The sequence below is a fragment of the Terriglobales bacterium genome (assembly GCA_035937135.1).
Classification (GTDB): domain Bacteria; phylum Acidobacteriota; class Terriglobia; order Terriglobales; family Acidobacteriaceae; genus DASYVL01.
The window spans coordinates 1-20,513 of the sequence record DASYVL010000169.1 but is presented as its reverse complement, the minus strand read 5'-3'; the positions used below and the strand labels follow the sequence as shown (position 1 = coordinate 20,513).

Genomic DNA, 20,513 nt, shown 5'->3' with positions numbered 1-20,513 from the left:
CCGTCTGCAGGTCCCTCGCTTCGCTCGGGATGACAAGCATTCGGCCAAGGGTGTGATTACAATATCCCCATGGACTCCTTCGTAATCGCGGGCAAGACCTTCCGCTCGCGGCTAATCGTGGGCACGGGCAAGTACAAGTCCGGGCAGGAGACGGCGCGGGCGCTGGAAGCCTCGGGCGCCGAAATGGTCACCGTCGCCGTCCGGCGGGTGAACCTGGACCGTTCGCGCGACTCGCTGCTCGACTTCATCGACCCCAAGCGCTACTTTCTGCTGCCCAACACCGCCGGCTGTTACACCGCCGACGACGCCATCCGCACCGCCCGCCTGGGGCGCGAGGTGGGGCTCTCCGACTGGGTGAAGGTCGAGGTCATCGGCGACGAGCGCACGCTTTACCCCGACGTGCTGGCCACGGTGGAAGCGACCAAGGTGCTGGTGAAAGAAGGGTTCACGGTGCTGCCCTATACCTCGGACGACGTGGTGGTTGCGAAGCGGCTGCTGGAGGCGGGCGCGAGCGCCATCATGCCGCTGGGAGCGCCCATCGGGAGCGGCCTGGGCATCCAGAACGCAGCCAACCTGCGCATCCTGCGGGAGATGATCACGGGCGTGCCGCTGATCGTGGACGCGGGAGTAGGCACGGCGTCGGACGCCGCCATCGCCATGGAGCTGGGGGCGGACGCGGTGCTGATGAACTCCGGCATCGCCCACGCCGACGACCCGGTGCTGATGGCGGAGGCCATGCAGCACGCCGTGCTGGCCGGGCGCGCCGCCTATCTGGCCGGACGCATGCCCAGGAAGCTCTACGCCACCGCCAGCTCCCCGCTCGAAGGCGTGGTGAAATAACCCTCGCTCCACAGAGAAACGGGCGGCAGCCGCCGCCCGTCCTGGTTTCCGGCAGGTCGTTACTTCTCTGCCATCATGGTGACGCTTGCCACGTGCACGGACTTGGCTTTGGCGTCCACGTGCGCCGCGATGGTGACGTGATGGCCTTCGTGCCCGGCCAGCGCATCGGGGTTCTCCACCATCCAGACGCTCCTGTCGGCATCCGAGACGAATGCCATCTTCGCGCCTTTTTCGATGCACTTCTTGACGCAGGCCTCGCCTCCAGCAGCTGCGTGTTTGGTGGCGCAGCCGGTCTCGCTGACCCACCCGTTGATGTTGCTGGTCTTGCCCTTGTCACTGGCACCAGCCCCCACCACAAACAGGGCGAGCGACATCACCAGCAGAACCACAAAAAGCTTCTTCATACCGTTGCTTCTCCTCTCATCCGCAGTTGAGATTTAATGTCGGCGGGATTGCCGCCGCGGTCTTTAGTACTTTCCAACCCGGCGCCCGGTTTGGGGCGGGCTATCTTTTTACAGCTTCCACCATGCAGATGCAAGTCCGGAGATGGGGATGGCTCCAACCGGTGGAAGGCAGGCGGGAATGTGAGAGCTACTGCTTCTTCTCGGCCGCAGCGGGCGAAGAGCTCTTCTGGGGCTGGTTGGGCAGGGTATAAACGACTTCGCCGGGACGCGCGTAGCGCAGTTGCTCTCGCGCTTCCTTCTCAATAGCATTGGGATCGCTCTTCAGCGATTCGATCCGCGTCGCCATCCGCTCATTCTCCACCTGGAGCTGCTGGACTTCCTTCTCCAGCTTGCGGTACTCGGCGCGCTTCTGCTGATAGGTGAAGAGGCCGTTGGGACCGGCGACCACATGCACGGCCAGCAGGCAGGCCAGCAGGGCCACGCCCGCCGTCGCCAGCTTGCGACGGGAGCGATAGAACCAGTCGGTAGTCTGGTGGACGAGGTCCACGATCGCCTTCACCGGAGCCTGCCGCTTAGGAGCCAAAGATCCACCCCCGGGCCGCGGCGCTGAGCTGGGCCAGGTCCTCGGGCGAGCGGGCTTCGGAGTAGACCCGGACCACCGGCTCCGTCCCCGAAAGCCGGTAGCACACCCAGGAACCGTCCTCCAGCACCAGCTTCAGCCCGTCGATGCGCACTACCTGGCTCACGCGCCTCCCGCAAAACTCCCGCGGTTCCCTTGTTAACTTACTAGTGAACATCTCTTTCACCTCCGGCGTCAAGCGGAAGTTCTCGCGCATGGGGTAAAAGGAACCAACTTCGGCAAATAACGCCTTCAATTGTTGCCCCAGGGAGGTCCCGCGGCGGGCCACCATCTCACAGCAGAGCAGGCCGGCGAGCACGCCGTCCTTCTCTGGGACGTGGTGTCGGATGGAGAGTCCGGCGCTCTCCTCGCCGCCGATGGCGATCTTGTCCTGCTGGATGAGCTCGCCGATGTACTTGAAGCCCACCGGGGTCTCGTACAGCTCCACGCCGTGGTGCTGGGCGAGCGCGTTGATGAGGTTGGTGGTGGAGACCGACTTGGCCACGCCGTTTTTCCAGCCGCGGGTCTCGACCAGATAATCGAAGAGCAGCGCGACGACGTAGTTGGGGTGGAGGAAGGTGCCGTCCTGGTCCACGATGCCGAAGCGGTCAGCGTCGCCGTCGGTGGCGATGCCTATGCCGGCTCCGGTCTCGCGCATCTTCTGGCGCAGGTCGCCGAGTAGGGGGTCGTCGGGTTCGGGCGCGTGGCCGCCGAAGAGCACGTCGCGATAGCTGTGGACAGCAGCCACGGGCACACCGGCCTCTTCGAGCAGCGAGTCGGTGTAGCCGACGGCCGCGCCCCACATCGGATCGCAGGCCACCTTCAACCCCGCCTTGCGGATGGCGGCGAGATCCACAATCTCTTTCAGCCGCGCCAGGTACGCCGGTTTGACGTCGATCTGTTCGTGCGGCGTGGCGCGGGTGGCTGCGGCCGAGGGCTGCTGGTCGCCCGCCACGGTCTCCGCTTCAATCTTTTTCGTGACCTCGGGGAGAGCGGGCGCGCCGTCCGGCGTCGAGAACTTGATGCCGTTGTACTCGGGAGGATTGTGGGAGGCGGTGATGTTGATGGCGCCGTCGGTCTGGAGGCGGCGCACCTCGAAGGAGATGGCCGGGGTAGGCGCTGGGTCCGAAACCACCAGCGGCGCGATGCCGTGGGCGCTCAGGATCTCCGCGGCCAGGGAGACGAAGGTCTCGCCCAGGAAGCGTGGATCGCGGCCGACGATGAGGCGCGCTCCGGCAGGCTTCTGCGAGCTCACGTAACGCGCGATTCCGGTGGCGGCACGGCGCACGTTGGCGAAGGTGAACTCTTCGCACAGGACCGCGCGCCAGCCAGAGGTACCGAATTTGATCTGGACGATCACAAAACTAAGCAGTCACCAATCAGTAGGCAGCATTCAGCGCCTTTTGGTGCTAGATTCTTGCTGATTGCTGCGTGCTGAATGCTGAGTGCTGATTTTATATGACCGACAAGAAAATCATCCTCTCGACCGCCGGCTCGCGGGAAGAGGCGCAGAAGATCGCGCGCTCGCTGGTGGAGCGCAAGCTCGCCGCCTGCGTGAACATCGTGGGGCCCATCGAATCCGTGTACCGCTGGCAGGGCGCGGTGGAGACCAGCGAGGAGTTTCTGCTGGTCATCAAGACCACGGCGGCCGCCTACGAGCGCGTCCGCGACCTGATTCGCCTGCTGCACTCCTACGAGCTGCCGGAGTGCATTCAACTCTCCATCGAAGATGGCCTGCCCAAGTATCTGGAGTGGATCGGGAAATCGGTGGAATGAACGTGGGCTAGATCGCCCGCAGCGCCTGGTCGAGATCGGCGAGGATGTCGTCCAGCTCCTCGATGCCCACCGAGATGCGCACCATGCCGTCGGTGATGCCGATGGCCTTCCTGCCTGCCTTGCCCAGCGCGGCGTGAGTCATGGTGGCGGGATGGGAAATCAGGGTCTCGACTCCGCCCAGCGATTCGCCCAGCGAGCACACGCGCACCCGGGCGAGCATGCGCTTGGCGTTCGCCAGCGAGCCGGTCTCAAAGCTGATCATGGAGCCGAAGCCCGACATCTGCCGCCGGGCCAGCGCGTGCTGGGGATGCGCGCGCAGCCCGGGATAGAAGACCGCTTTCACCTTGCGATGGCGGTTGAGGAAGGCGGCGACGGCGCGGCCGTTCTCATCATGCTTCTCCATGCGCACGGCCAGAGTCTTCACTCCGCGCAGCACCAGCCAGCACTCGAAGGGCGAGAGGATCGCCCCCGCCGCCTTCTGGATGAAGGCGAACTTTTCCGCCTGGTCCTTGCGGGTGCAGACGATGACGCCGCCCAGTCCGTCGCTATGGCCGTTGAGGAATTTGGTGGTCGAGTGAATGACCATGTCCGCGCCCAGGGCGATGGGCTGCTGGAAATAGGGCGACATGAAGGTGTTGTCCACCACCAGCTCCACCTTGCGGCGGCGGCAGATGCGGCTGATGGCGCTGATGTCGCTCACCGACATCAGCGGGTTGGTGGGCGTCTCCACATAGACGATGCGGGTGTTGGGACGCAGGGCGCGCTCCACGGCACTCGCCTGGGAAGTGTCCACGTAGGAGAACTGCAGGCCGTAGTTGGCGAGGATCTGGTTGAACAGCCGGGGGACGCCGCCATAGACGTTGTGCGAGCAGATGAGGTGGTCGCCACCCTTTAGCGTTGTGCACATGGCGTTAATCGCCGCCATGCCGCTGGCGAAGACGTGCGCCGAGCGTCCGCCCTCGAGCGCCGCCAGGTTCTGCTCCAGGCGGGTCCGTGTCGGATTCGAGACCCGGGCGTACTCGTAGCCCTTGTGCTTCCCGATGCCCTGCTGCACGAAGGTGGAGGTGGCAAAGATGGGAACGGTGACGGCGCCGGTGGAAGGGTCGGGCTCCTGGCCGGAGTGGATGGCGCGAGTGGCGAAGCCGGGGTTCTTTTTCATATGGATTCGATGTAAGGGAAAACGCGCCGCTGCAAAAGTTCCGGCTACACCCCGCCCTCGAAGATGTTCTTCGACAAGTACCGCTCGGCAGAGTCCGGGATCATGGTGACCACGCGCTTCCCTGCTCCCAGCCGCTTGGCGATTTGCACAGCGGCATACACGCTGGCGCCGCCGCTGGAGCCGGCGAGCACGCCCTCCTGGGCGGCGAGCTGCTTCACCATGCCGAAGGCCTCGAGGTCGTTGACCATAAGGATCTCGTCCGAAACGCGGGCGTCGTAGGTCTTGGGGATGAAGCTGGAGCCGATGCCCTCCACCTTGTGCTCGCCCGGGGGTCCGCCACCCAGGACCGAGCCCTGAGTCTCGACCGCCACCGCCAGCAGGTGTGGCAGGCGCTCCTTCAAGAACCGCGCCACACCGGAGAACGTGCCGCCGGTGCCCACGCCGAGGACCACGGCGTCCATGCGTCCCTGCATCTGCTCGAAAATCTCGCGGCCGGTGGTTTCGTAGTGGTAGTCGGGGTTGGCGGGATTTTCGAACTGCGAGCACATGAACGATCCGGGGATGGAGGCGGCAATCTCCTTGGCGCGGGCGATGGCGCCCCGCATGCCCTCGACGTCCACGGTGCGGATGACCTCGGCGCCCAAGGCCCGCATCACCTTGACCTTTTCCTCGGAGAAGCGCTCCGGCACGCAGAATATGACGCGATAGCCGCGGTTCACGCCGATGAGCGCCAGGCCGATGCCGGTATTGCCGGCGGTGGCCTCGATGAGGGTGGCCCCGGGCTGGAGCCTTCCCTCCTCCTCGGCGCGGCGGATCATGCCGATGGCGGCGCGGTCCTTCACGCTGCCGCCGGGGTTCATGTATTCGAGCTTGGCGAAGACTTCGGCAGCGCCCGCCGGAACCACGCGCCGCAGGCGCAGCATGGGAGTGTCGCCTACCAGTTGGGTGATGTCGTCGGCGACTCGCAGGTGGGCAGCTTCGGCGGTTTTCATTCTGAGTACAGACTACGGGAGCGGCGGGAAAACCGTCAATCGCTTCGCGCACAGCGCCTTGTGACTTGATATGCTAGCGGCGGGATGACGCGTAGTGGGCTAGTACGAGCTGGCTTTTCCTCCACCTTTCGCCGCCCGGCGGTGATCGCGGCGGAGATCGCGTGGCGCTGGAGCTTCGGCGCAGCCGCCGGAGCGCTGGTGACCGTAGCCGTGCTGCGCTTCCTCGCCAGCATCACGGTGACCGATGGCGACCTGCTCGCTCTGCGCTCCCGCATCCCGCAGTTGATGGCGGATGCGATCCTCCACATCTTCGAAGGTTCCGGGCCGCGGCTGCTCCGGCTGACGCTCATCGTGACCCCGGCGGTTTCGGCGCTGTGGATCCTGGCGGCTTCCGCCGGCCGCGCCGCCACCCTGCGCGCCCTGCTCCGGGATGCTCCCGCTTCCTTCACCCGGCGCCACGACCTGTGGTCGCTGGTGGGAGTGAACTTCCTGCGCGTGGCCGTGAGCCTGCTTGGAGTGTTGGCCATGGTGGGCTCCGCCATCCTGGCCGGGCTTGCCGCCAGCATCGGTGACGAGCCCAGCGTCCTGCTGTTCAACGTCGTCTTCCTGGGATTGCTGTTCCTGGTGAGCCTCTCCTGGTCCACGCTGAACTGGTACTTCTCGCTGGCGCCCATCTTCGTGGTGCGCGACAACCGCGGCGCCCTGGGCGCGGTGGCCGACGCGGTGCACCTGGTGCGGCGGCGCGGCGGCGACTTCACCTCAGTCAGCACGCTCTACGGCCTGATCAAACTCTTCTTGATCGGTGTGGCCACCGTGGTCTCGCTGGTCCCGCTGGCCTTCATTGCGGAGTGGCCCTGGCAGCTCACGACCATGTTGTTTGTGGTAATCACGCTGGCCTACTTTGCCGCCGCCGACCTGCTCTATGTCGCGCGGCTGGCCAGCTATCTGGCGATCGCGGAGCCAGAGCGGGCAAGCAACCCGCAGCCGGCTCCCGTAGCCGCCCCGGTTTCGCCCGCGGCGAGTGCACCCGGCTCGGGCGAGGTGGCAGGACCGGCCAGCAGCTGATCGCGAACTGCTTGTTGCCAATTACCGGTTTTTCTGAGAAAGTGGGATGTGGACGCCCGCTCCATCGTCATCCTCGACTTCGGCTCCCAGTACACCCAGCTCATCGCCCGACGCATCCGCGAACAGAATGTTTTCTCGGTCGTCCTTCCCTGCACCGCGACGCTCGACGAAGTAAAGAGCTACGCGCCGGCGGGCATTATTCTCTCCGGCGGGCCGTCGTCGGTCTATGACGCCGACGCTCCGCCCGCCGACGAGCGGGTGCTGGCGCTGGGCCTGCCCGTGCTCGGCATCTGCTACGGATTCCAATACATGGCCTACAAGCTGGGCGGCAAGGTGCGCCCCGCCACCAAGCGCGAGTACGGCCACGCCCAGGTCGAGGTGCTCGACGATTCGCGCCTGTTCCAGGACCTACCGCGAACGCTTCAAGTCTGGATGTCGCACGGCGACGAGGTGCTGGAGCCGCCGGCGGGATTCACGGTGATGGGGAAATCGGACGGCGGGCTGGCCGCGTTCGAAGATCCCAGCCGAAAGATGTGGGCCATCGCCTTCCACCCCGAGGTCCACCACACCAAGCGCGGCACCGATCTGCTGAAGAACTTCGTCTTTGGCATCTGCAACGCCAAGCCCGACTGGACGGCGCAGCAGTTCATTGACGCCACCATTGCCGATGTCCGCAAGACGGTGGGCGAGGGGCGGGCCATCTGCGCGCTTTCCGGCGGGGTGGATTCGGCGGTGGCGGCAACGCTGGTGCATACGGCTTTAAAGCAAAAAGATGGTGGCTCGCGGCTGACCTGCGTCTTCGTCAACAACGGCGTGCTCAGGAAGAACGAGTTCCAGAAGGTTCAGGACAAGCTGCGCCAGTTGGGGGTCAACCTGGTCGCAGTGGATGCGAGCGAACGTTTCCTGAAGAAGCTGGCGGGCGTGACCGACCCGGAGCAGAAGCGGCGCATCATCGGCGGGGAGTTCATCGCGGTGTTCGAGGAGGCGGTGGAGAAGCTGCCGTCTGCGAAGGTCGAGTGGCTGGTGCAGGGCACGCTCTATCCCGACGTCATCGAGTCGCGTTCGGTGCGCGGGCCGTCACAGACTATCAAGACGCACCACAACGTCGGCGGGCTTCCGGCGGAGATGAAGCTTAAGCTTATCGAGCCGCTCAAAGATTTGTTCAAAGATGAAGTCCGGCGCATCGGGAAAGATCTTGGTCTGCCGGACGAAATCCTCCAGCGCCAGCCCTTCCCCGGGCCGGGGCTAGCCGTCCGCATCCTGGGCGAGGTCACGCCGGAGCGCATCCAGCTGCTGCAGGAGGCCGACGACATCGTGGTGACCGAGATCAAGAACGCGGGCCTCTATAACAAAGTGTGGCAATCGTTCGCGGTGCTGCTGCCTGTGATGTCGGTGGGCGTGATGGGCGACCAGCGAACGTATGCGTACACCTGCGCCATCCGTGCCGTGCACTCCGAAGACGGCATGACCGCCGACGTGGTCGAGCTGCCCTGGGAGGTGTTGAAGCGCATATCCTCGCGGATCGTAAACGAGATCAAGGGTATCAACCGCGTGGTGTACGACGTGAGCTCGAAGCCGCCGTCAACGATTGAGTGGGAGTAGGAGAATCGGGCGAGCTGGCGATCGGGTGATCTAGAACCGCATCAAGTCCTTCCCTGCTACAACCTTTCCATTGAAGCGCTTGCTGACGCGTTCGACAATCGCCTTGTCCTCGTTGCCGGGGACGAGGTGAGTCAGCACCAGCAGCTTCACGCCGGCCCTCTGCGCAACGTCTCCGACCTCCTCAGGGCTCGTGTGGTAGTGCTTTAGCCGGGCGGCGATCTCCGGGGTATCCACCTTGTCGAGGTACTCGGGCAGATAGACCTCGTGGACGAGCACGTCCACACCCGCAGCGTGGCGGATGAGGTTCTCGCTGGGGCGGGTGTCGCCGGAGATGACGATGCTCCTGCCGCGCGAATCGAAGCGGTAGCCGAAGGCGGGCTCGACCGGGTGGTGGTCCACAGCGAAGGCGGTGATGGTGACGTCCGCGTCCTGATAGACCACTCCTTCGCGGATCTCGTGGACGTTTATTTTAGCGCCCTCAGCGGGCTGTATCTCAGTGAGATCGCGGCGGATGTGAATGTCTTCCTTGAAGTATTCCAGCAGCGCCTTGGCGGCGGCCTTTGTGCCCTTGGGACCGTAGAGTTCGAGCGGCGTCTTGCGGCCGAAGATCCAGGTGCTGGTGAAGAGGTCGGGCAGACCGGAGGTGTGGTCGGAGTGCAGGTGGGTGAGGAAGACGGCCTGCACCTGCTTGAGCTTGAATTCGGTGGCGGCCAGGCGCAGGACCACGCGTCCGGCGTCCACGATGAAGACCTTGTCGCCGACCACGACCGCCGTGGACGGCCCGGCGCGCTCCGGGTCAGGACGCGGGAAGCCTGTGCCCAGCAGGATGACCTGCATGGGCGGCGGCGCGGGATTCTTCGGCGGCTCCTGGGCGGGGGCGAAGAGGGCGAGAAGAAGGGCGCAAATCAGGCAGTGTTTCACGGAGCGGTTTGGTGGCTATAGAGGTCCCTCGACTCGCCCTTGGTCGCTCGCCGCACGGCGGGCTTCTTCGGGCTCGCTCGGGATGACAAAATCACTGAATCACTCGATCGCCAAATCACCCGATCGCCAGATTACCCGACGGCCTCACTTCTTCTTCCGCGGGTCGTCCTGAGCATTCACGTAGGTCAACACCCAGGGCCCGTTGCCGTGGAGCTGGATGACGGTCTCACCTTTAGCCATGGCGAAGTGGTGGCTGCCAGGCTTGATCCAGATGAAAGTGCCGACGGGTACGCCTACCATCTTCGCCTCGTCGAACTTGTCGCCCATGCCGACGCGGAAGCTGCCGGAGATGAGCGTGACGTGTTCCATGCGCGGATGGGAGTGCGGCGGAATCTTGTAGCCGTTGGGCATCTTCAGGCGCATGGTGAACTCGCCCGGCTTGGAGGGGTTGCCCTCCAGCACCGCCAATTGAGCGCCAGCGGGCAGGATGTCCGGCGCCGGTCCCCACTGCAATTCGGCCGGAGCCCAGGCCTTGTGGTCTTCTGCAGCTGGTTTCGCGGCCGGCGTGGCGGCGGTTGGTTTGCTTGCGGGTTGCGCCAGAGCTACGGCGCAAATCAGTACCAGAATCCAGGGAATGAATCTCCTCATGGCTTACCTCCTGATTTTGGGGCGCTTGGCCCCGTTCAACTTTCTCAAATGAAAAATCCCTCGCTGCGCCCGACGTGGCAGGCTCCGCGCGGGATGACAATCCACACAAGTTTACTCCGCGCCTCCGCGTTGAGCTACGCTCCGACTACCGCCGCTTCCTTCACCCCGTAGATCTCGTACCAGGGCGTGGCGGCCTTGAGGCGATCGTTGACGTTGGAGATGTTCTTCACGCCCTCGGTCTCCAGCCATTTGCGAAAGGCATCGGCGCCTTGCTTGCCGTACACGGGGATGCCGTCTTTCCAGGTGGCGCGGCCACAGAGCACGCCGGCGAACTTGACGCCCGATTCGGCGGCCAGCTCCAGCGCCTCGGTGAATTCGGCGTTGGAGACGCCGGCGGAGAGATAGATGAAGGGCTTGGTCGAGACCGCGGCGGCTTCCCGGAAGAACTGGATCGCTTCCTGCTTGCTGTAGGCTTTCTGGCCGCCGTAGACCTTGGTACCCTCGACGAACTTCATGTTGATGGGCACCTCGACCTTCATCACGTCCACGCCATAGCGCTCCTGGGTGAACTGCTTCATCGCGGCGATGACCGCCTGCGGCTTCTTCTTGGCGAAGTCGAGGTTCTTCTCGTCCACGCCTTCCTCATAGGTGACGAACTCGAGGAAGAAGGGGATATCGTTGGCGCGGCACTCGTCGCCCAGGCGCTCCACCCAGGCGTGCTTGCGGTCGTTGACGTCCTTGGGATCGAAGGGCGTGTAGTAGAGCAGGATCTTGATGCAGTCGGCGCCGGCTTCCTTCAGGCGGCGTACGGACCAGTGGTCCAGCAGGTCAGGCAGGCGGCCGGGACCGGTCTTGTCGTAGCCGGTCTTCTCATAGGCGAGCAGCAGCCCGGCGTTCTTGGAGCGGCGCTTGGAGGCGGGCAAGCCCCACTCCGGGTCGAGCAGAATGGCCGAGGCGTGCTTGGTCAGGACTTCCGTGACCAGCGACTTGAACTCCTCCATCATGGCGTCGGAAATGTCGCCGCCCTTCTCCTTGGCCAGCGCCTTCTGCAGCGAGCCGCGCTGGTCCATGGCGGCGGCGGCGATGACCCCGCGCTCGTTCGAAACCGCTTTCATGCCGGCGAGTTTTCCAGGGGTGAGCTTCATGGGAACCTCCTGATGAGGATTGCGGGGAGAATTCTACCTCACCACGGAGGCACGGAGACACAGAGGAGTTCGCAATGAATCAAGGAACCTAGAGTCCGCTCTCTCCGCGACTCCATGACTCCATGACTCCGCGGTTCAGCTACTGCCTTAAAGTCAGCTTATTGAGGACGGCTTGCTGCTTAGCGACCAGCGACTCGATACCCTTGCGCGCCAAGTCCATCATCTTCTTGAGCTGGGCGTCGTCGAAGGGACGCTGCTCGGCGGTGGCCTGCAGTTCTACGAAGCGCTTGCCGCCGGTCATGACGAAGTTCAGGTCCACCTCGGCGCGGGAGTCTTCCTCATAGCTGAGGTCAAGCAGGACCTCGCCGTCCACCACGCCCACGCTGGTGGCGGCCACGTAGTCGCGGATGGGCGCGGCGGAGAGCGTGCCCGCGTCCACCAGCTTCTGCATGGCCAGGCCCAGGGCGACGAAGGCCCCGGTGATGGAAGCGGTGCGGGTGCCGCCGTCGGCTTGGAGGACGTCGCAGTCGATCCACAGGGTGCGCTCTCCCAGGCGGGCCAGGTCGGTGATGGCGCGCAGCGAGCGCCCGATGAGCCGCTGGATCTCGTGGGTGCGTCCGCCGACGCGGCCGCGGCTGGATTCGCGCGGGGTGCGGGTCAGGGTGGAGCGCGGGAGCATCCCGTACTCGCAAGTGATCCATCCTTTGCCCCGGCCGCGCAGGAAGTTGGGCACGCCCTCGTCCACCGACGCGGTGCAGATGACGCGCGTGTTGCCGAGCTCGATGAGCGCCGAGCCCTCGGCGGTGGCGAGATAGTCTGGCGTGATTTTCACCGGACGCATCTGCTCGGGGGCGCGATTGTCGCTTCGGTAAACCATGGGAAGCAACGATTCTAAGCCTGAAGCTTGAAACTTGAAACAAGTCCGCAGGAGACGGCCTGACGGCCGTCTCTACGGCAGGCGGTCGAGGTCCACGCGGGCGACGTCCTCGACCGGATGCCCGAGGAAGCGTTCGCCCAGGCGGCGGAATTTTTCCACCGAGTCGGTGGAGAAGAAGCGTAGCGCCGGCGTCCCGCCGGCTGTGGCGCGGGCATCTTGCCCGCGGGGTGGGAGCGAGGACGCTCCCGCGACTGCCGCCGAGACGGCGGCGCTACGCGCCACCGCTTGGGCGGTGGACTCGGCGGAATCCACAATCGTCACCGAAGGCGGGGCCAAGCGGCGCAGCAGCGGCTTGAGCAGCGGATAGTGAGTGCAGCCCAGCACCATCACGTCCGCGCTCGCCGGGCCGTTCTTGAAGAGTGCGTCCAAATAGATATGCGCGACTTGCTCGGTGACGGGATGGTCGGTCCAGCCCTCCTCGACCAGGGGGACGAAGAGCGGGCAGGCCTGCTCGCGGGCCTCGATGCCTCGAGCGGCGAGCGCCCGCTGGTAGGCGTGGCTGGAGACGGTTCCTTCCGTGCCGATGACCACGGCCTTGCGGGTGCGGCTGGCGGCGGCGGCAGCGTCCGCGCCCGGCTCGATGACACCGATGACCGGCACGCGCACCGCAGCGGTGATTTCCTGGAGCGCGAGCGCGCTGGCGGTGTTGCAGGCGACCACCAGCAGCTCGATCTTCTTGTCCTCCAGAAAGCGGGCGGCGGAGATGGCGTAGCGCGCCACCGTCTCCACCGACTTCGATCCGTAGGGGAGCCGCGCGGTGTCGCCGAAGTAGAGGTAGTCCGCCGCCGGGACGAGCGCCACCAGCTCCTTGAGCACGGTTAGGCCACCCACGCCGGAGTCGAATACGCCGATGGCGGGACGCGGGCTCAATGCATCTCCTTCGCCAGCTCGTGCACGGTGGCCACATCGTAGAACGACATGAGGTCGGCGTGGCCCGCCAGGGTCTCACGCTCCTTGCCCTCGACCAGGATCTTGACCCGGGTGATGCCGTTGTCATTGGCGGCCAGCGTGTCGACCAGGGAGACGATGGTCAGCGACTCCACGAAGATGCCGGAGCGGTGAGCGTCGGCGAAGGCGGCGGTGGTATCGATGACGGCGAGGTTGCCCTGGAAGAGATACACGTCCTTGATATCCGAGCCTTCGGCCAGGGGGTGGGGTGACGGCTTCTTCACGTATTCGTTCAGCAGGGCGCGCAGGACCTCACGCGCGCGCAGGGCCCGGTCCTCGGGCAGGACCACGGTGGCCTCGCGCCGACGCAGCACACCTTCGTCATCGTAGGCGATGACCAGCACCACACGCTCGGGAGTGCCGGCCACGGGTGGGGTCACCGGACGGGTGTCGGCGACACGGCGCCGCTGCTCTTCCGCCTTGCGCTTCTCGTTGAGGACGTAGAAGCCCAGGACGCACGCCCCAACCAGCAAAAGGACGATGGTGATCTGCGCGTGGCGGGGAATCATTGAGCTCCCTCCAAGCGGGCGCGGGCGGCGAGCACCGCGTCGGCCACGGCGCCGGCTACGGCGAGCTGGAGGTTGGGGGAGTGGAAGGCGCGCGCGTCGGTGGCCGGGACGTTCACCTCGATGGCCACAGCCGCAGCGGCGATGTTGTTCAGCGGGCGCACGGGCGCTTCCAGAGACTCGGCGGGGATGCGCCGGCGTCCCAACTGCAGCGTGATGCCGTCGGCCACCGCGTGGCTGGAGTTCGCGTAGCGGGCCTGTGCCGTCTCCCAGGGCAGGAAGACCATGCTACCCTCGGCGGAGGGCTGCAGCATCGAGCTGTAAACCCGTACGCCGGAGCCCATGGTGCCGGCGTGGATAGTAAGAAAGAGGGCGGCGTGCGAGGCGTTGGCCATCTCGGCGCGCTGCTGCAGGGCGAGAGCGGTGTCGGCGTCGCGCACCATCACCGCGGTGATGCCGCGGTTCTGCAGTTCGGCGCGGATGCGGCGCGCGAAGGCCAGAGTGACGTCCTTTTCGGCGATGTCGTTGCCCAATTCGGCTCCGCGGTCGTTGCCGCCGTGGCTCGCGTCCACCAACACCAGGTAGCGCGAGCGCGGGAACTCCGCCGGCGCCGTTTTTGCCTGCCCCGACGGCGTAGCTGCGGTCACCGGCAAGGGAGGCGCGGCCGGCTCCACGGACGAAGCCGGTGGCGGAGCCTGGGCGCGCGCTGCCTGGGTCGGGGCGACACTCACGGTGATGGTCCGCCCGCCGTTCGAGAAGCTGGCCAGGAGCGGCGCGCCGCCGGAGACGGTCAGTTCGGCGATGCCGCTCGATTCGTCGTAGGCCAGCGAGGAGATGGTCTTGTCGTCGAAGCTGAAGTTCTCGGCGCCGGAGACCACCGGGTCGCGCGCGAAGACCATCTTCAGCCTGCCGCCTTCGGTGCTGATGGCGGGGCTGACCGGCATGGAGAAATTGAGGACCAGCGCCGGAGGTTCCGTCTTCTTCAGTTCGGCGGTGAAGCGCGCCCCGGTGTTGCCGATGAAGACGCGGCGGGCGGATTCGTGGACGTCCACGCGCGTATCCAGGAAGCGGGAGAGCAACGTGGCGAGGGAGTGGAGCGGCACGAGCGGCCGTCCGCTCTCCACCACCAGCGGCGCCGAGAGCTCGACCTTATTGCCGCCGATCTTGCCCTTGGTCTTGCCTTCGGTGAAGCGGGCTTCTACACCGTTCCAGCGAACGGTCCACTCGCGGCCGTCGCTCGAGGCCGAGGCCTTACCCAGCGGCTCGAGCAGATCGAGCAGCCCGACGTACTCTTTGCGCTCGCGCTCGACCACTCCCAGACGGTAGCTGGTCTGCGGCGCATAGACGGAAACGCGCCTCTCTTCGAGCGATCGCGACACGTCTCCTCCCAGCCAGAGGACGGCCAGCGCCAGCACCAGGCCGGCGAGGCGAGGCTTCGGAAGCGCGCGGTTAATGCGCATAAATGGTCAGCCCGCTGAGCAGCTTGGGATAGAAGTCCGTGGACTTCTGCGGCAAGACTTCGCCGGCGAATGCGACGTCGCGCACCTGCTCGATGCGCGCCGGATTCATCAGAAAACCGACGTTGGCGCCGGCCTGCACCCGGGCCATGGCTTCGGCGGCGTCGCGCAGGTAGGCAAGGTGGCGCTCCTCGCGCACGGCCTTCTCCGAGACGCCGAGCACGTGTTCGAGGAGGATCCGGTGCAGCAGCACGACATCGAGTCCGCGCTGCCGGGGGGAGACGTCGCCGAGCAATCTGTCCGCGGCGCCGGCGCGCGCCCGCAGCAGGAAAACTCCGCCCGAAGTGACCGCGGCAAGGGCCGGACCTTCCTTGCCGGCGGCCTGGAGCAGTGCGACCACCTGTCGTGCCTCCATCTGCGTTCCCGCGGCATTCACTTCGAAGTACTCCTGCGCGCCGCGCACCAATTCCTCGGCGTGAAAGTTCTCGAGGCCGGAGACCACGCGATGCGTGGGCAGAATCACCAGCCCTTCGCTCTCCATGGGGAAGAGCGCAACCATCACGCGCTCCGATGCCGCATCGCTGGCGGCGCCGCCTGCCCGCTGCCGCATGAGATTGCGATACTCGAGCGCAGTCTCGTAGCGGTGGTGGCCGTCGGCGATGAGCAACTTTTTCTCCGCCATCTTGTCGCGGATGAACTCGATCTCTTCCCTATTGGACACCTTCGACAGGCGGTGCAGCGCGCCGTATTCGTCCCGGACTTCGGCCTCCGGCGGGCGCTCGGTGTTCAAACGCGGCTCCAGTTCCCGCTGCGGGTCGCTGTAGAGCAGGAAGAGGGGCTCGAACTGCGCCGCGGTCGCCTGCAGCAGCTTCAGGCGGTCTGCCTTGGGAGCGGAGAGGGTGCGCTCGTGGCGGCAGATGACACCGCTCTGGTAGTCCTCCAGCTGCACCAGCGCGATGAAGCCGGTGCGCTCGCGCTCGCCGTTTGCGCCGGGCATTGGGAAACGTTGGGAATAGGCGTAGAAAGCCGGCTCCGGGTCGGCGCGCAGGATGCCCTGCCGCCGCCACTCGCAATAGGAGTCGGCCGCGCGAGTGTAGGCGTTCGAGGTCTCGTCGTCGCCCTCCTGCCGCTTTCCCAGCACCAGCCGGACAAAGTTGTAGGGGCTGGAGGCGTAATAGCGCTCCTGCATCTGGGGAGTGATCTTGTCGTAGGGCTGGGTGAGCAGCTCCGCCAGCGGCGCCGCGGCGGGGTCGTAGCGCAGTGCCCGAAAGGGAGAGATTTCCGCCATGAAAAAGCAGAGCCCTTGAATTGTAACAAGACGCCGGCCAACGCCGGCCCCCCCTCGTTGGGGAAGGGCAGAGTGGGCCCCTGGGAGCGGGCGGGGAGCGCAAGGGCTGTGATACAATCGGCGGAGTTAGAGGCTCCTATGACCCCCGCAGGCAGTCGCGTGAGCGACTTCGCCAGCCCCCAGCCCGGCTCAGGACGCCTTCGCCTGCCTCGAACCGCCTCCTGCCTCGTTGCCGCTGTTTTTCTCGCTGCGCTGCCGATCCTATGGGCCCAGGGCGGCGAACAGGACGTGCACATCACGCCGCGCCCCAAGCCGACCGCGCCCCTTCCCGGCGCTACCGGCGACCCATCGCTCAAGACCCACACCAAGCCCATACAAGTGGAGGTGGACCTGGTGCTGGTGAACGTCACCATCACCGACCCCATGAACCGCCTGGTCACCGGGCTGGAGAAGGAGAACTTCACGGTCATGGAAGGCAACGTGCCGCAGTACATCAAGCACTTCTCGAGCGAGGACGCTCCCGTCTCCCTGGGGGTGATCTTTGACATGAGCGGCAGCATGAGCAACAAAATCGAGAAGTCGCGGGAGGCGGTGGTGGAATTCTTCAAGACCGCCAACCCGCAGGACGAGTTCTTCATGGTCACCTTCGCCGACAAACCGGAGCTGCTGGCGGATTTCACCAAGTCGGTGGAGGAGATCCAGGGCCAGATGGTGTACACGGTGCCCAAGGGACGCACGGCGCTGCTGGACGCGATCTACCTGGGCATCAGCAAGATGCGCCAGGCCGAGCACAGCAAGAAAGCGCTGCTGATCATCTCCGACGGCGGGGACAACCGCAGCCGCTACACCGACGGCGAGATCAAGAACGTGGTGAGAGAAGCCGATATCCAGCTGTACGCCATCGGCATCTACGACCTCAACCCGCCCACACCCGAGGAATCCTACGGGCCCAACCTGCTCAACGAGATCACGGAGACTACCGGCGGACGGGCCTTCCCCATCTACAATGTCAACGAGCTGGCCGACGTGGCCACCAAAATCGGCATCGAGCTGCGCAACCAGTACGTGATCGGCTACCGTCCCACCAACGGCACGCGCGACGGCAAGTGGCGTAAAATCAGAGTGAAACTTATTCCCCCCAAGGGATTGCCGCCACTCCATGTCTACGCGAAGACCGGATACTATGCCCCCTCGGAGTAGGCCCAGTCTCTCCCTGCTTTTCCTTCTGATCTTCTGCGCCGCTTTCCTGGGCGGACAAAACCCTCCGACACAGCAGCCTGCCGGACAGGCTCCGCCGCCGGCGGCGGGCGGCAAGCAGTCCTCGGGCCAGGAGCTGGAGCCGGGCGAGGGCGGCGTCTACAAGATCAAGAAGGAAGTGCAGGAGGTGGTGCTGCACGCCACGGTGGTGGACGAGAAGCAGCGCCTGGTGACCAATCTCGACCGCAGCGCCTTCACGGTGTACGAGGACGGCCAGCCGCAGCAGATCACCTCCTTCCGGCGGGAGGACATCCCGGTCGCCATGGGGATCGTGATCGATAACTCCGGCTCGATGAGCCGGTCGCGCGCCGCGGTGAACCAGGCGGCGCTGAACCTGGTACGCGCCAGCAATCCCCAGGACCAGGTATTTATCGTCAATTTTGCCGACGAGTATTTCCTGGACCAGGACTTCACCTCCAGCATCGTCAAGCTGCAGGAGGCGCTGGAGAAGATCGAGTCGCGAGGCGGCACGGCGCTCTATGACGCCCTCATCGCCTCCGCGGACCACCTCAAGACGAGCGCGAAGCTGGATAAGAAGGTGCTGCTGGTGGTGACGGATGGCGAGGACAACCGCAGCCGTGACCCGCTGGAGCAGGCCGTGGGGAAGGTGGCATTGAACGGTGGACCCACCATTTATGCCATCGGCATCCAGCTGGGAGGAGAGAAGGTGCGGCGGGCCAAGCGAGCGCTCCAGGTACTGGCCGAGCAGACCGGCGGCATCGCCTTCTTCCCCAAAAACCTCGACGAGGTGGATACCGTCTCGCAGGCCGTGGCCCATGACATCCGCAACCAGTACACCATCGGCTACAAGCCCGCCAACCCGCAGCAGGGCGGCGGATACCGCAGCGTGCGGGTGGTGGCCCAATCCAAAGGCTACAAGAACCTTCACGTGCGGACGCGCAGCGGGTATTACGCGACGCAACAGCGCGCGGAGAAGCAGCCAGATCCGAGGTAGCGCCCGGCGCCATACCGGTGGTTGCGGCGCTACTTGACTACGATGTTGACCAGCTTGCCCGGTACCACGATGGCCTTTACCACCTGCTTACCGTCAAGCGAAGCCCGGACTTTCTCATCCGCGAGCGCGAGCTGACGCAGGGCTTCCTCCGAGCTTTCGGCCGGGACTGTGAGCCGGGTGCGCAGCTTGCCGTTCACCTGCACCGCGATCTCGACCTCTTCCTCTTTGGTCAGGGCGGGGGCGAACTGGGGCCAGGGCGCGCGCAGCAGATTCGAGTTCTCTCCCAGGACTTCCCAGAGCTCGTGCGCCAAGTAGGGCGCGAAGGGCGCCAGCAGAAGCACCAGTGTGCGCTGGATCTCGCGCAGCCGGTCGGGCGGGACGCCGCCCGTGGCAATCTGCTCCTCGGCGCCGTAGAGATCGTTCACCAGCTCCATGATGGCGGCGATGGAGGTATTGAAGTGCCAGCGGCCCTCGAAGTCGCGGCTCACCCGCTTGATGGTCTGGTGGAGCTTGCGCTCCAGGGCGCGAGCTGTGGGTGAAGGCGCAGCCGGCTCGCTCGCACCGGCACGAGCGGTGTCGCCCGTATCTACATGTCCATGCTTCATCACGAACCGGTACGCCCGGCTGAGGAAGCGGCTGATGCCCTCGACGCCAGCCTCCTGCCAATCCAGGTCGCGTTCCGGTGGCGAAGCGAAGAGGCAGTACATGCGGGTGGCGTCGGCGCCGTAGCGGGCGATCATGTCGTCGGGCGAGACCACGTTGCCCAGGTTCTTCGACATCTTGGCCCCGCCCTTGATCACCATCCCCTGGGTGAACAGGCGCTCCACTGGCTCGGAGTCCTTCACCAGGCCCATGTCGCGCATGACCTTGGTCCAGAAGCGCGAATAGATGAGGTGCAGGATGGCGTGCTCGACCCCGCCGATGTACTGGTCGATGGGAAACCAGTAAGCGACGGCAGCAGGATCGAAAGCCGCCGAGGCGTTCTGCGCGCTGGTGTAGCGGTAGAAGTACCAGGAGGAGTCCACGAAGGTGTCCATGGTGTCGGTCTCGCGGCGGGCTGAACCGCCGCATTTCGGACACTTCGTGTTCACCCAATCTTTCAGCCGCGCCAGGGGCGAGCCGCCCTCGAGCGTGATCTCGACGTTTTCCGGGAGAACGACCGGCAGGTCTTTCTCCGGGACGGGCACGATGCCGCACTTCGCACAATAGAGCATGGGAATGGGCGTGCCCCAGTAACGCTGGCGGCTGATGCCCCAGTCCTTCAGGCGATAGGTGACGGTTGCCTTGCCGAATCCCTTCTGCTCGGCGCGTTGCGTCATGCGCGCGATGGCGTCGGAGTTCGCGAGTTCGGTGAACTCGCCCGAGTTCACCAGCACGCTGTCCATGGAGGTATAGGGCAGCCCCTGTGCGTCGCCCTTCTCGGCCTCAGGGCCGCGCGGCTGGATGACGGCGCGAATCTCCAGGCCGTACTTTTTGGCGAAGTCGTAGTCGCGCTCGTCGTGCGCCGGGACGGACATGATGGCGCCGGTGCCGTACTCCATCACCACGTAGTTCGCCACCCAGACCGGCACGCGCTCGCCGTTGAAGGGATTGAGGGCAAAGCGGCCGGTGGCGACGCCGTGCTTTTCCACCAAGCCGACGTCGCCCTCATCGCGCGCCTTGCGCTGCTCTTCGACCAGCTTCTGGACCTCGGCGCGTAACTTCGCGTCCTTCGCGGTGAGCTCGGCGACCAGGGGATGCTCGGGCGCGAGTTGTACCGAGGTGGCGCCGAAGATGGTGTCGATCCGAGTGGTGAAGACGGGGATGGCCGAGCCCGCGGGCCCGGCCGCGCCCTCAAGCTGGAACTCCACGGTGGCGCCTTCGCTGCGCCCGATCCAGTTGCGCTGCATCACGCGCACCTTCTCCGGCCAGCCCGGGAGCTTCTCGATGCCCGAAAGCAGCTCCTCGGCATACTGCGTGGTGCGCAGGAACCACTGCTCCAGTTCGCGCTGCTC

The 20,513-nt window shown here is 65.4% G+C and carries 20 protein-coding genes; 6 read left to right on the top strand and 14 right to left on the bottom strand.

Going from position 1 to position 20,513, the window contains the following annotated elements:
• The first annotated feature begins 69 nt into the window (after positions 1 to 69).
• Entirely contained in the window at positions 70 to 840 is a 771-nt protein-coding gene (locus VGQ94_09915) for a thiazole synthase (protein ID HEV2022829.1), read from the top strand.
• A gap of 59 nt (positions 841 to 899) precedes the next feature.
• On the opposite strand, the gene VGQ94_09910 is transcribed toward VGQ94_09915, so the two are convergent.
• The 3 genes from VGQ94_09910 to VGQ94_09900 all read right to left on the bottom strand — a co-directional run bounded on the left by VGQ94_09910 (position 900) and on the right by VGQ94_09900 (position 3,223).
• Positions 900 to 1,244 carry a hypothetical protein gene (locus VGQ94_09910; protein HEV2022828.1) on the bottom strand — a complete coding sequence of 115 codons (345 nt, stop codon included), beginning with the start codon at positions 1,242 to 1,244 and terminating at the stop codon, positions 900 to 902.
• Positions 1,245 to 1,431: 187 nt separating this feature from the next.
• The gene (locus tag VGQ94_09905; GenBank protein HEV2022827.1) at positions 1,432 to 1,791 is read right to left on the bottom strand and encodes a septum formation initiator family protein; all 360 of its coding nucleotides are present in this window, start codon (positions 1,789 to 1,791) and stop codon (positions 1,432 to 1,434) included.
• 25 nt (positions 1,792 to 1,816) lie between these two features.
• A complete protein-coding gene (locus VGQ94_09900; protein HEV2022826.1) occupies positions 1,817 to 3,223 on the bottom strand; it encodes a phosphoglucomutase/phosphomannomutase family protein in 1,407 nt (468 codons plus the stop codon).
• Positions 3,224 to 3,321: 98 nt separating this feature from the next.
• Here VGQ94_09900 and cutA point away from each other — a divergent pair, with 98 nt between their 5' ends.
• Complete coding sequence (cutA, locus tag VGQ94_09895) at positions 3,322 to 3,639, top strand: divalent-cation tolerance protein CutA (protein ID HEV2022825.1); 318 nt, start codon at positions 3,322 to 3,324, stop codon at positions 3,637 to 3,639.
• Positions 3,640 to 3,646: 7 nt separating this feature from the next.
• On the opposite strand, the gene VGQ94_09890 is transcribed toward cutA, so the two are convergent.
• Entirely contained in the window at positions 3,647 to 4,798 is a 1,152-nt protein-coding gene (locus tag VGQ94_09890) for a PLP-dependent aspartate aminotransferase family protein (GenBank protein ID HEV2022824.1), read from the bottom strand.
• Between the two features lie 44 nt (positions 4,799 to 4,842).
• Positions 4,843 to 5,790 carry a cysteine synthase A gene (cysK, locus tag VGQ94_09885; protein ID HEV2022823.1) on the bottom strand — a complete coding sequence of 316 codons (948 nt, stop codon included), beginning with the start codon at positions 5,788 to 5,790 and terminating at the stop codon, positions 4,843 to 4,845.
• 84 nt (positions 5,791 to 5,874) lie between these two features.
• On the opposite strand from cysK, the gene VGQ94_09880 reads away from it, so the two are divergent.
• Both VGQ94_09880 and guaA read left to right on the top strand, forming a co-directional pair.
• On the top strand, positions 5,875 to 6,855 hold the full coding sequence (locus tag VGQ94_09880; protein HEV2022822.1) for a hypothetical protein: 981 nt from the start codon (positions 5,875 to 5,877) through the stop codon (positions 6,853 to 6,855).
• 48 nt (positions 6,856 to 6,903) lie between these two features.
• Positions 6,904 to 8,457, top strand: coding sequence for a glutamine-hydrolyzing GMP synthase (gene guaA, locus VGQ94_09875; GenBank protein HEV2022821.1), 1,554 nt, complete (start codon positions 6,904 to 6,906; stop codon positions 8,455 to 8,457).
• A 30-nt stretch (positions 8,458 to 8,487) separates the two neighbouring features.
• Here the strand turns inward: guaA and VGQ94_09870 are convergent, their stop codons facing one another.
• The 8 genes from VGQ94_09870 to VGQ94_09835 all read right to left on the bottom strand — a co-directional run bounded on the left by VGQ94_09870 (position 8,488) and on the right by VGQ94_09835 (position 16,307).
• Positions 8,488 to 9,378 (bottom strand): MBL fold metallo-hydrolase, encoded by an 891-nt coding sequence (locus tag VGQ94_09870; protein HEV2022820.1) that lies wholly within the window; start codon positions 9,376 to 9,378, stop codon positions 8,488 to 8,490.
• Between the two features lie 144 nt (positions 9,379 to 9,522).
• Positions 9,523 to 10,026 (bottom strand): cupin domain-containing protein, encoded by a 504-nt coding sequence (locus tag VGQ94_09865; GenBank protein ID HEV2022819.1) that lies wholly within the window; start codon positions 10,024 to 10,026, stop codon positions 9,523 to 9,525.
• A gap of 134 nt (positions 10,027 to 10,160) precedes the next feature.
• Entirely contained in the window at positions 10,161 to 11,171 is a 1,011-nt protein-coding gene (locus VGQ94_09860; protein HEV2022818.1) for a tagatose 1,6-diphosphate aldolase, read from the bottom strand.
• Positions 11,172 to 11,310: 139 nt separating this feature from the next.
• Complete coding sequence (gene rph, locus VGQ94_09855; GenBank protein ID HEV2022817.1) at positions 11,311 to 12,048, bottom strand: ribonuclease PH; 738 nt, start codon at positions 12,046 to 12,048, stop codon at positions 11,311 to 11,313.
• Between the two features lie 72 nt (positions 12,049 to 12,120).
• A complete protein-coding gene (gene murI / locus VGQ94_09850; protein HEV2022816.1) occupies positions 12,121 to 12,978 on the bottom strand; it encodes a glutamate racemase in 858 nt (285 codons plus the stop codon).
• Positions 12,975 to 13,565: a GerMN domain-containing protein gene (locus tag VGQ94_09845; protein HEV2022815.1), complete on the bottom strand. Its 591-nt coding sequence runs from the start codon at positions 13,563 to 13,565 to the stop codon at positions 12,975 to 12,977. Before VGQ94_09845 ends, murI begins: the two co-directional genes overlap by 4 nt.
• Positions 13,562 to 15,022, bottom strand: a complete 1,461-nt coding sequence (locus tag VGQ94_09840; protein HEV2022814.1) for an N-acetylmuramoyl-L-alanine amidase — start codon at positions 15,020 to 15,022, stop codon at positions 13,562 to 13,564. Before VGQ94_09840 ends, VGQ94_09845 begins: the two co-directional genes overlap by 4 nt.
• On the bottom strand, positions 15,012 to 16,307 hold the full coding sequence (locus VGQ94_09835) for a DUF1015 domain-containing protein (protein ID HEV2022813.1): 1,296 nt from the start codon (positions 16,305 to 16,307) through the stop codon (positions 15,012 to 15,014). Before VGQ94_09835 ends, VGQ94_09840 begins: the two co-directional genes overlap by 11 nt.
• Positions 16,308 to 16,445: 138 nt before the next feature.
• Between VGQ94_09835 and VGQ94_09830 the strand changes: the two genes are divergently transcribed.
• Both VGQ94_09830 and VGQ94_09825 read left to right on the top strand, forming a co-directional pair.
• Complete coding sequence (locus tag VGQ94_09830; GenBank protein ID HEV2022812.1) at positions 16,446 to 17,507, top strand: VWA domain-containing protein; 1,062 nt, start codon at positions 16,446 to 16,448, stop codon at positions 17,505 to 17,507.
• The gene (locus VGQ94_09825; GenBank protein ID HEV2022811.1) at positions 17,491 to 18,519 is read left to right on the top strand and encodes a VWA domain-containing protein; all 1,029 of its coding nucleotides are present in this window, start codon (positions 17,491 to 17,493) and stop codon (positions 18,517 to 18,519) included. Before VGQ94_09830 ends, VGQ94_09825 begins: the two co-directional genes overlap by 17 nt.
• Before the next feature lie 29 nt (positions 18,520 to 18,548).
• On the opposite strand, the gene VGQ94_09820 is transcribed toward VGQ94_09825, so the two are convergent.
• Positions 18,549 to 20,513, bottom strand: a 1,965-nt coding sequence (locus VGQ94_09820; GenBank protein ID HEV2022810.1) for a class I tRNA ligase family protein, incomplete at its 5' end; no start/stop codon positions are given.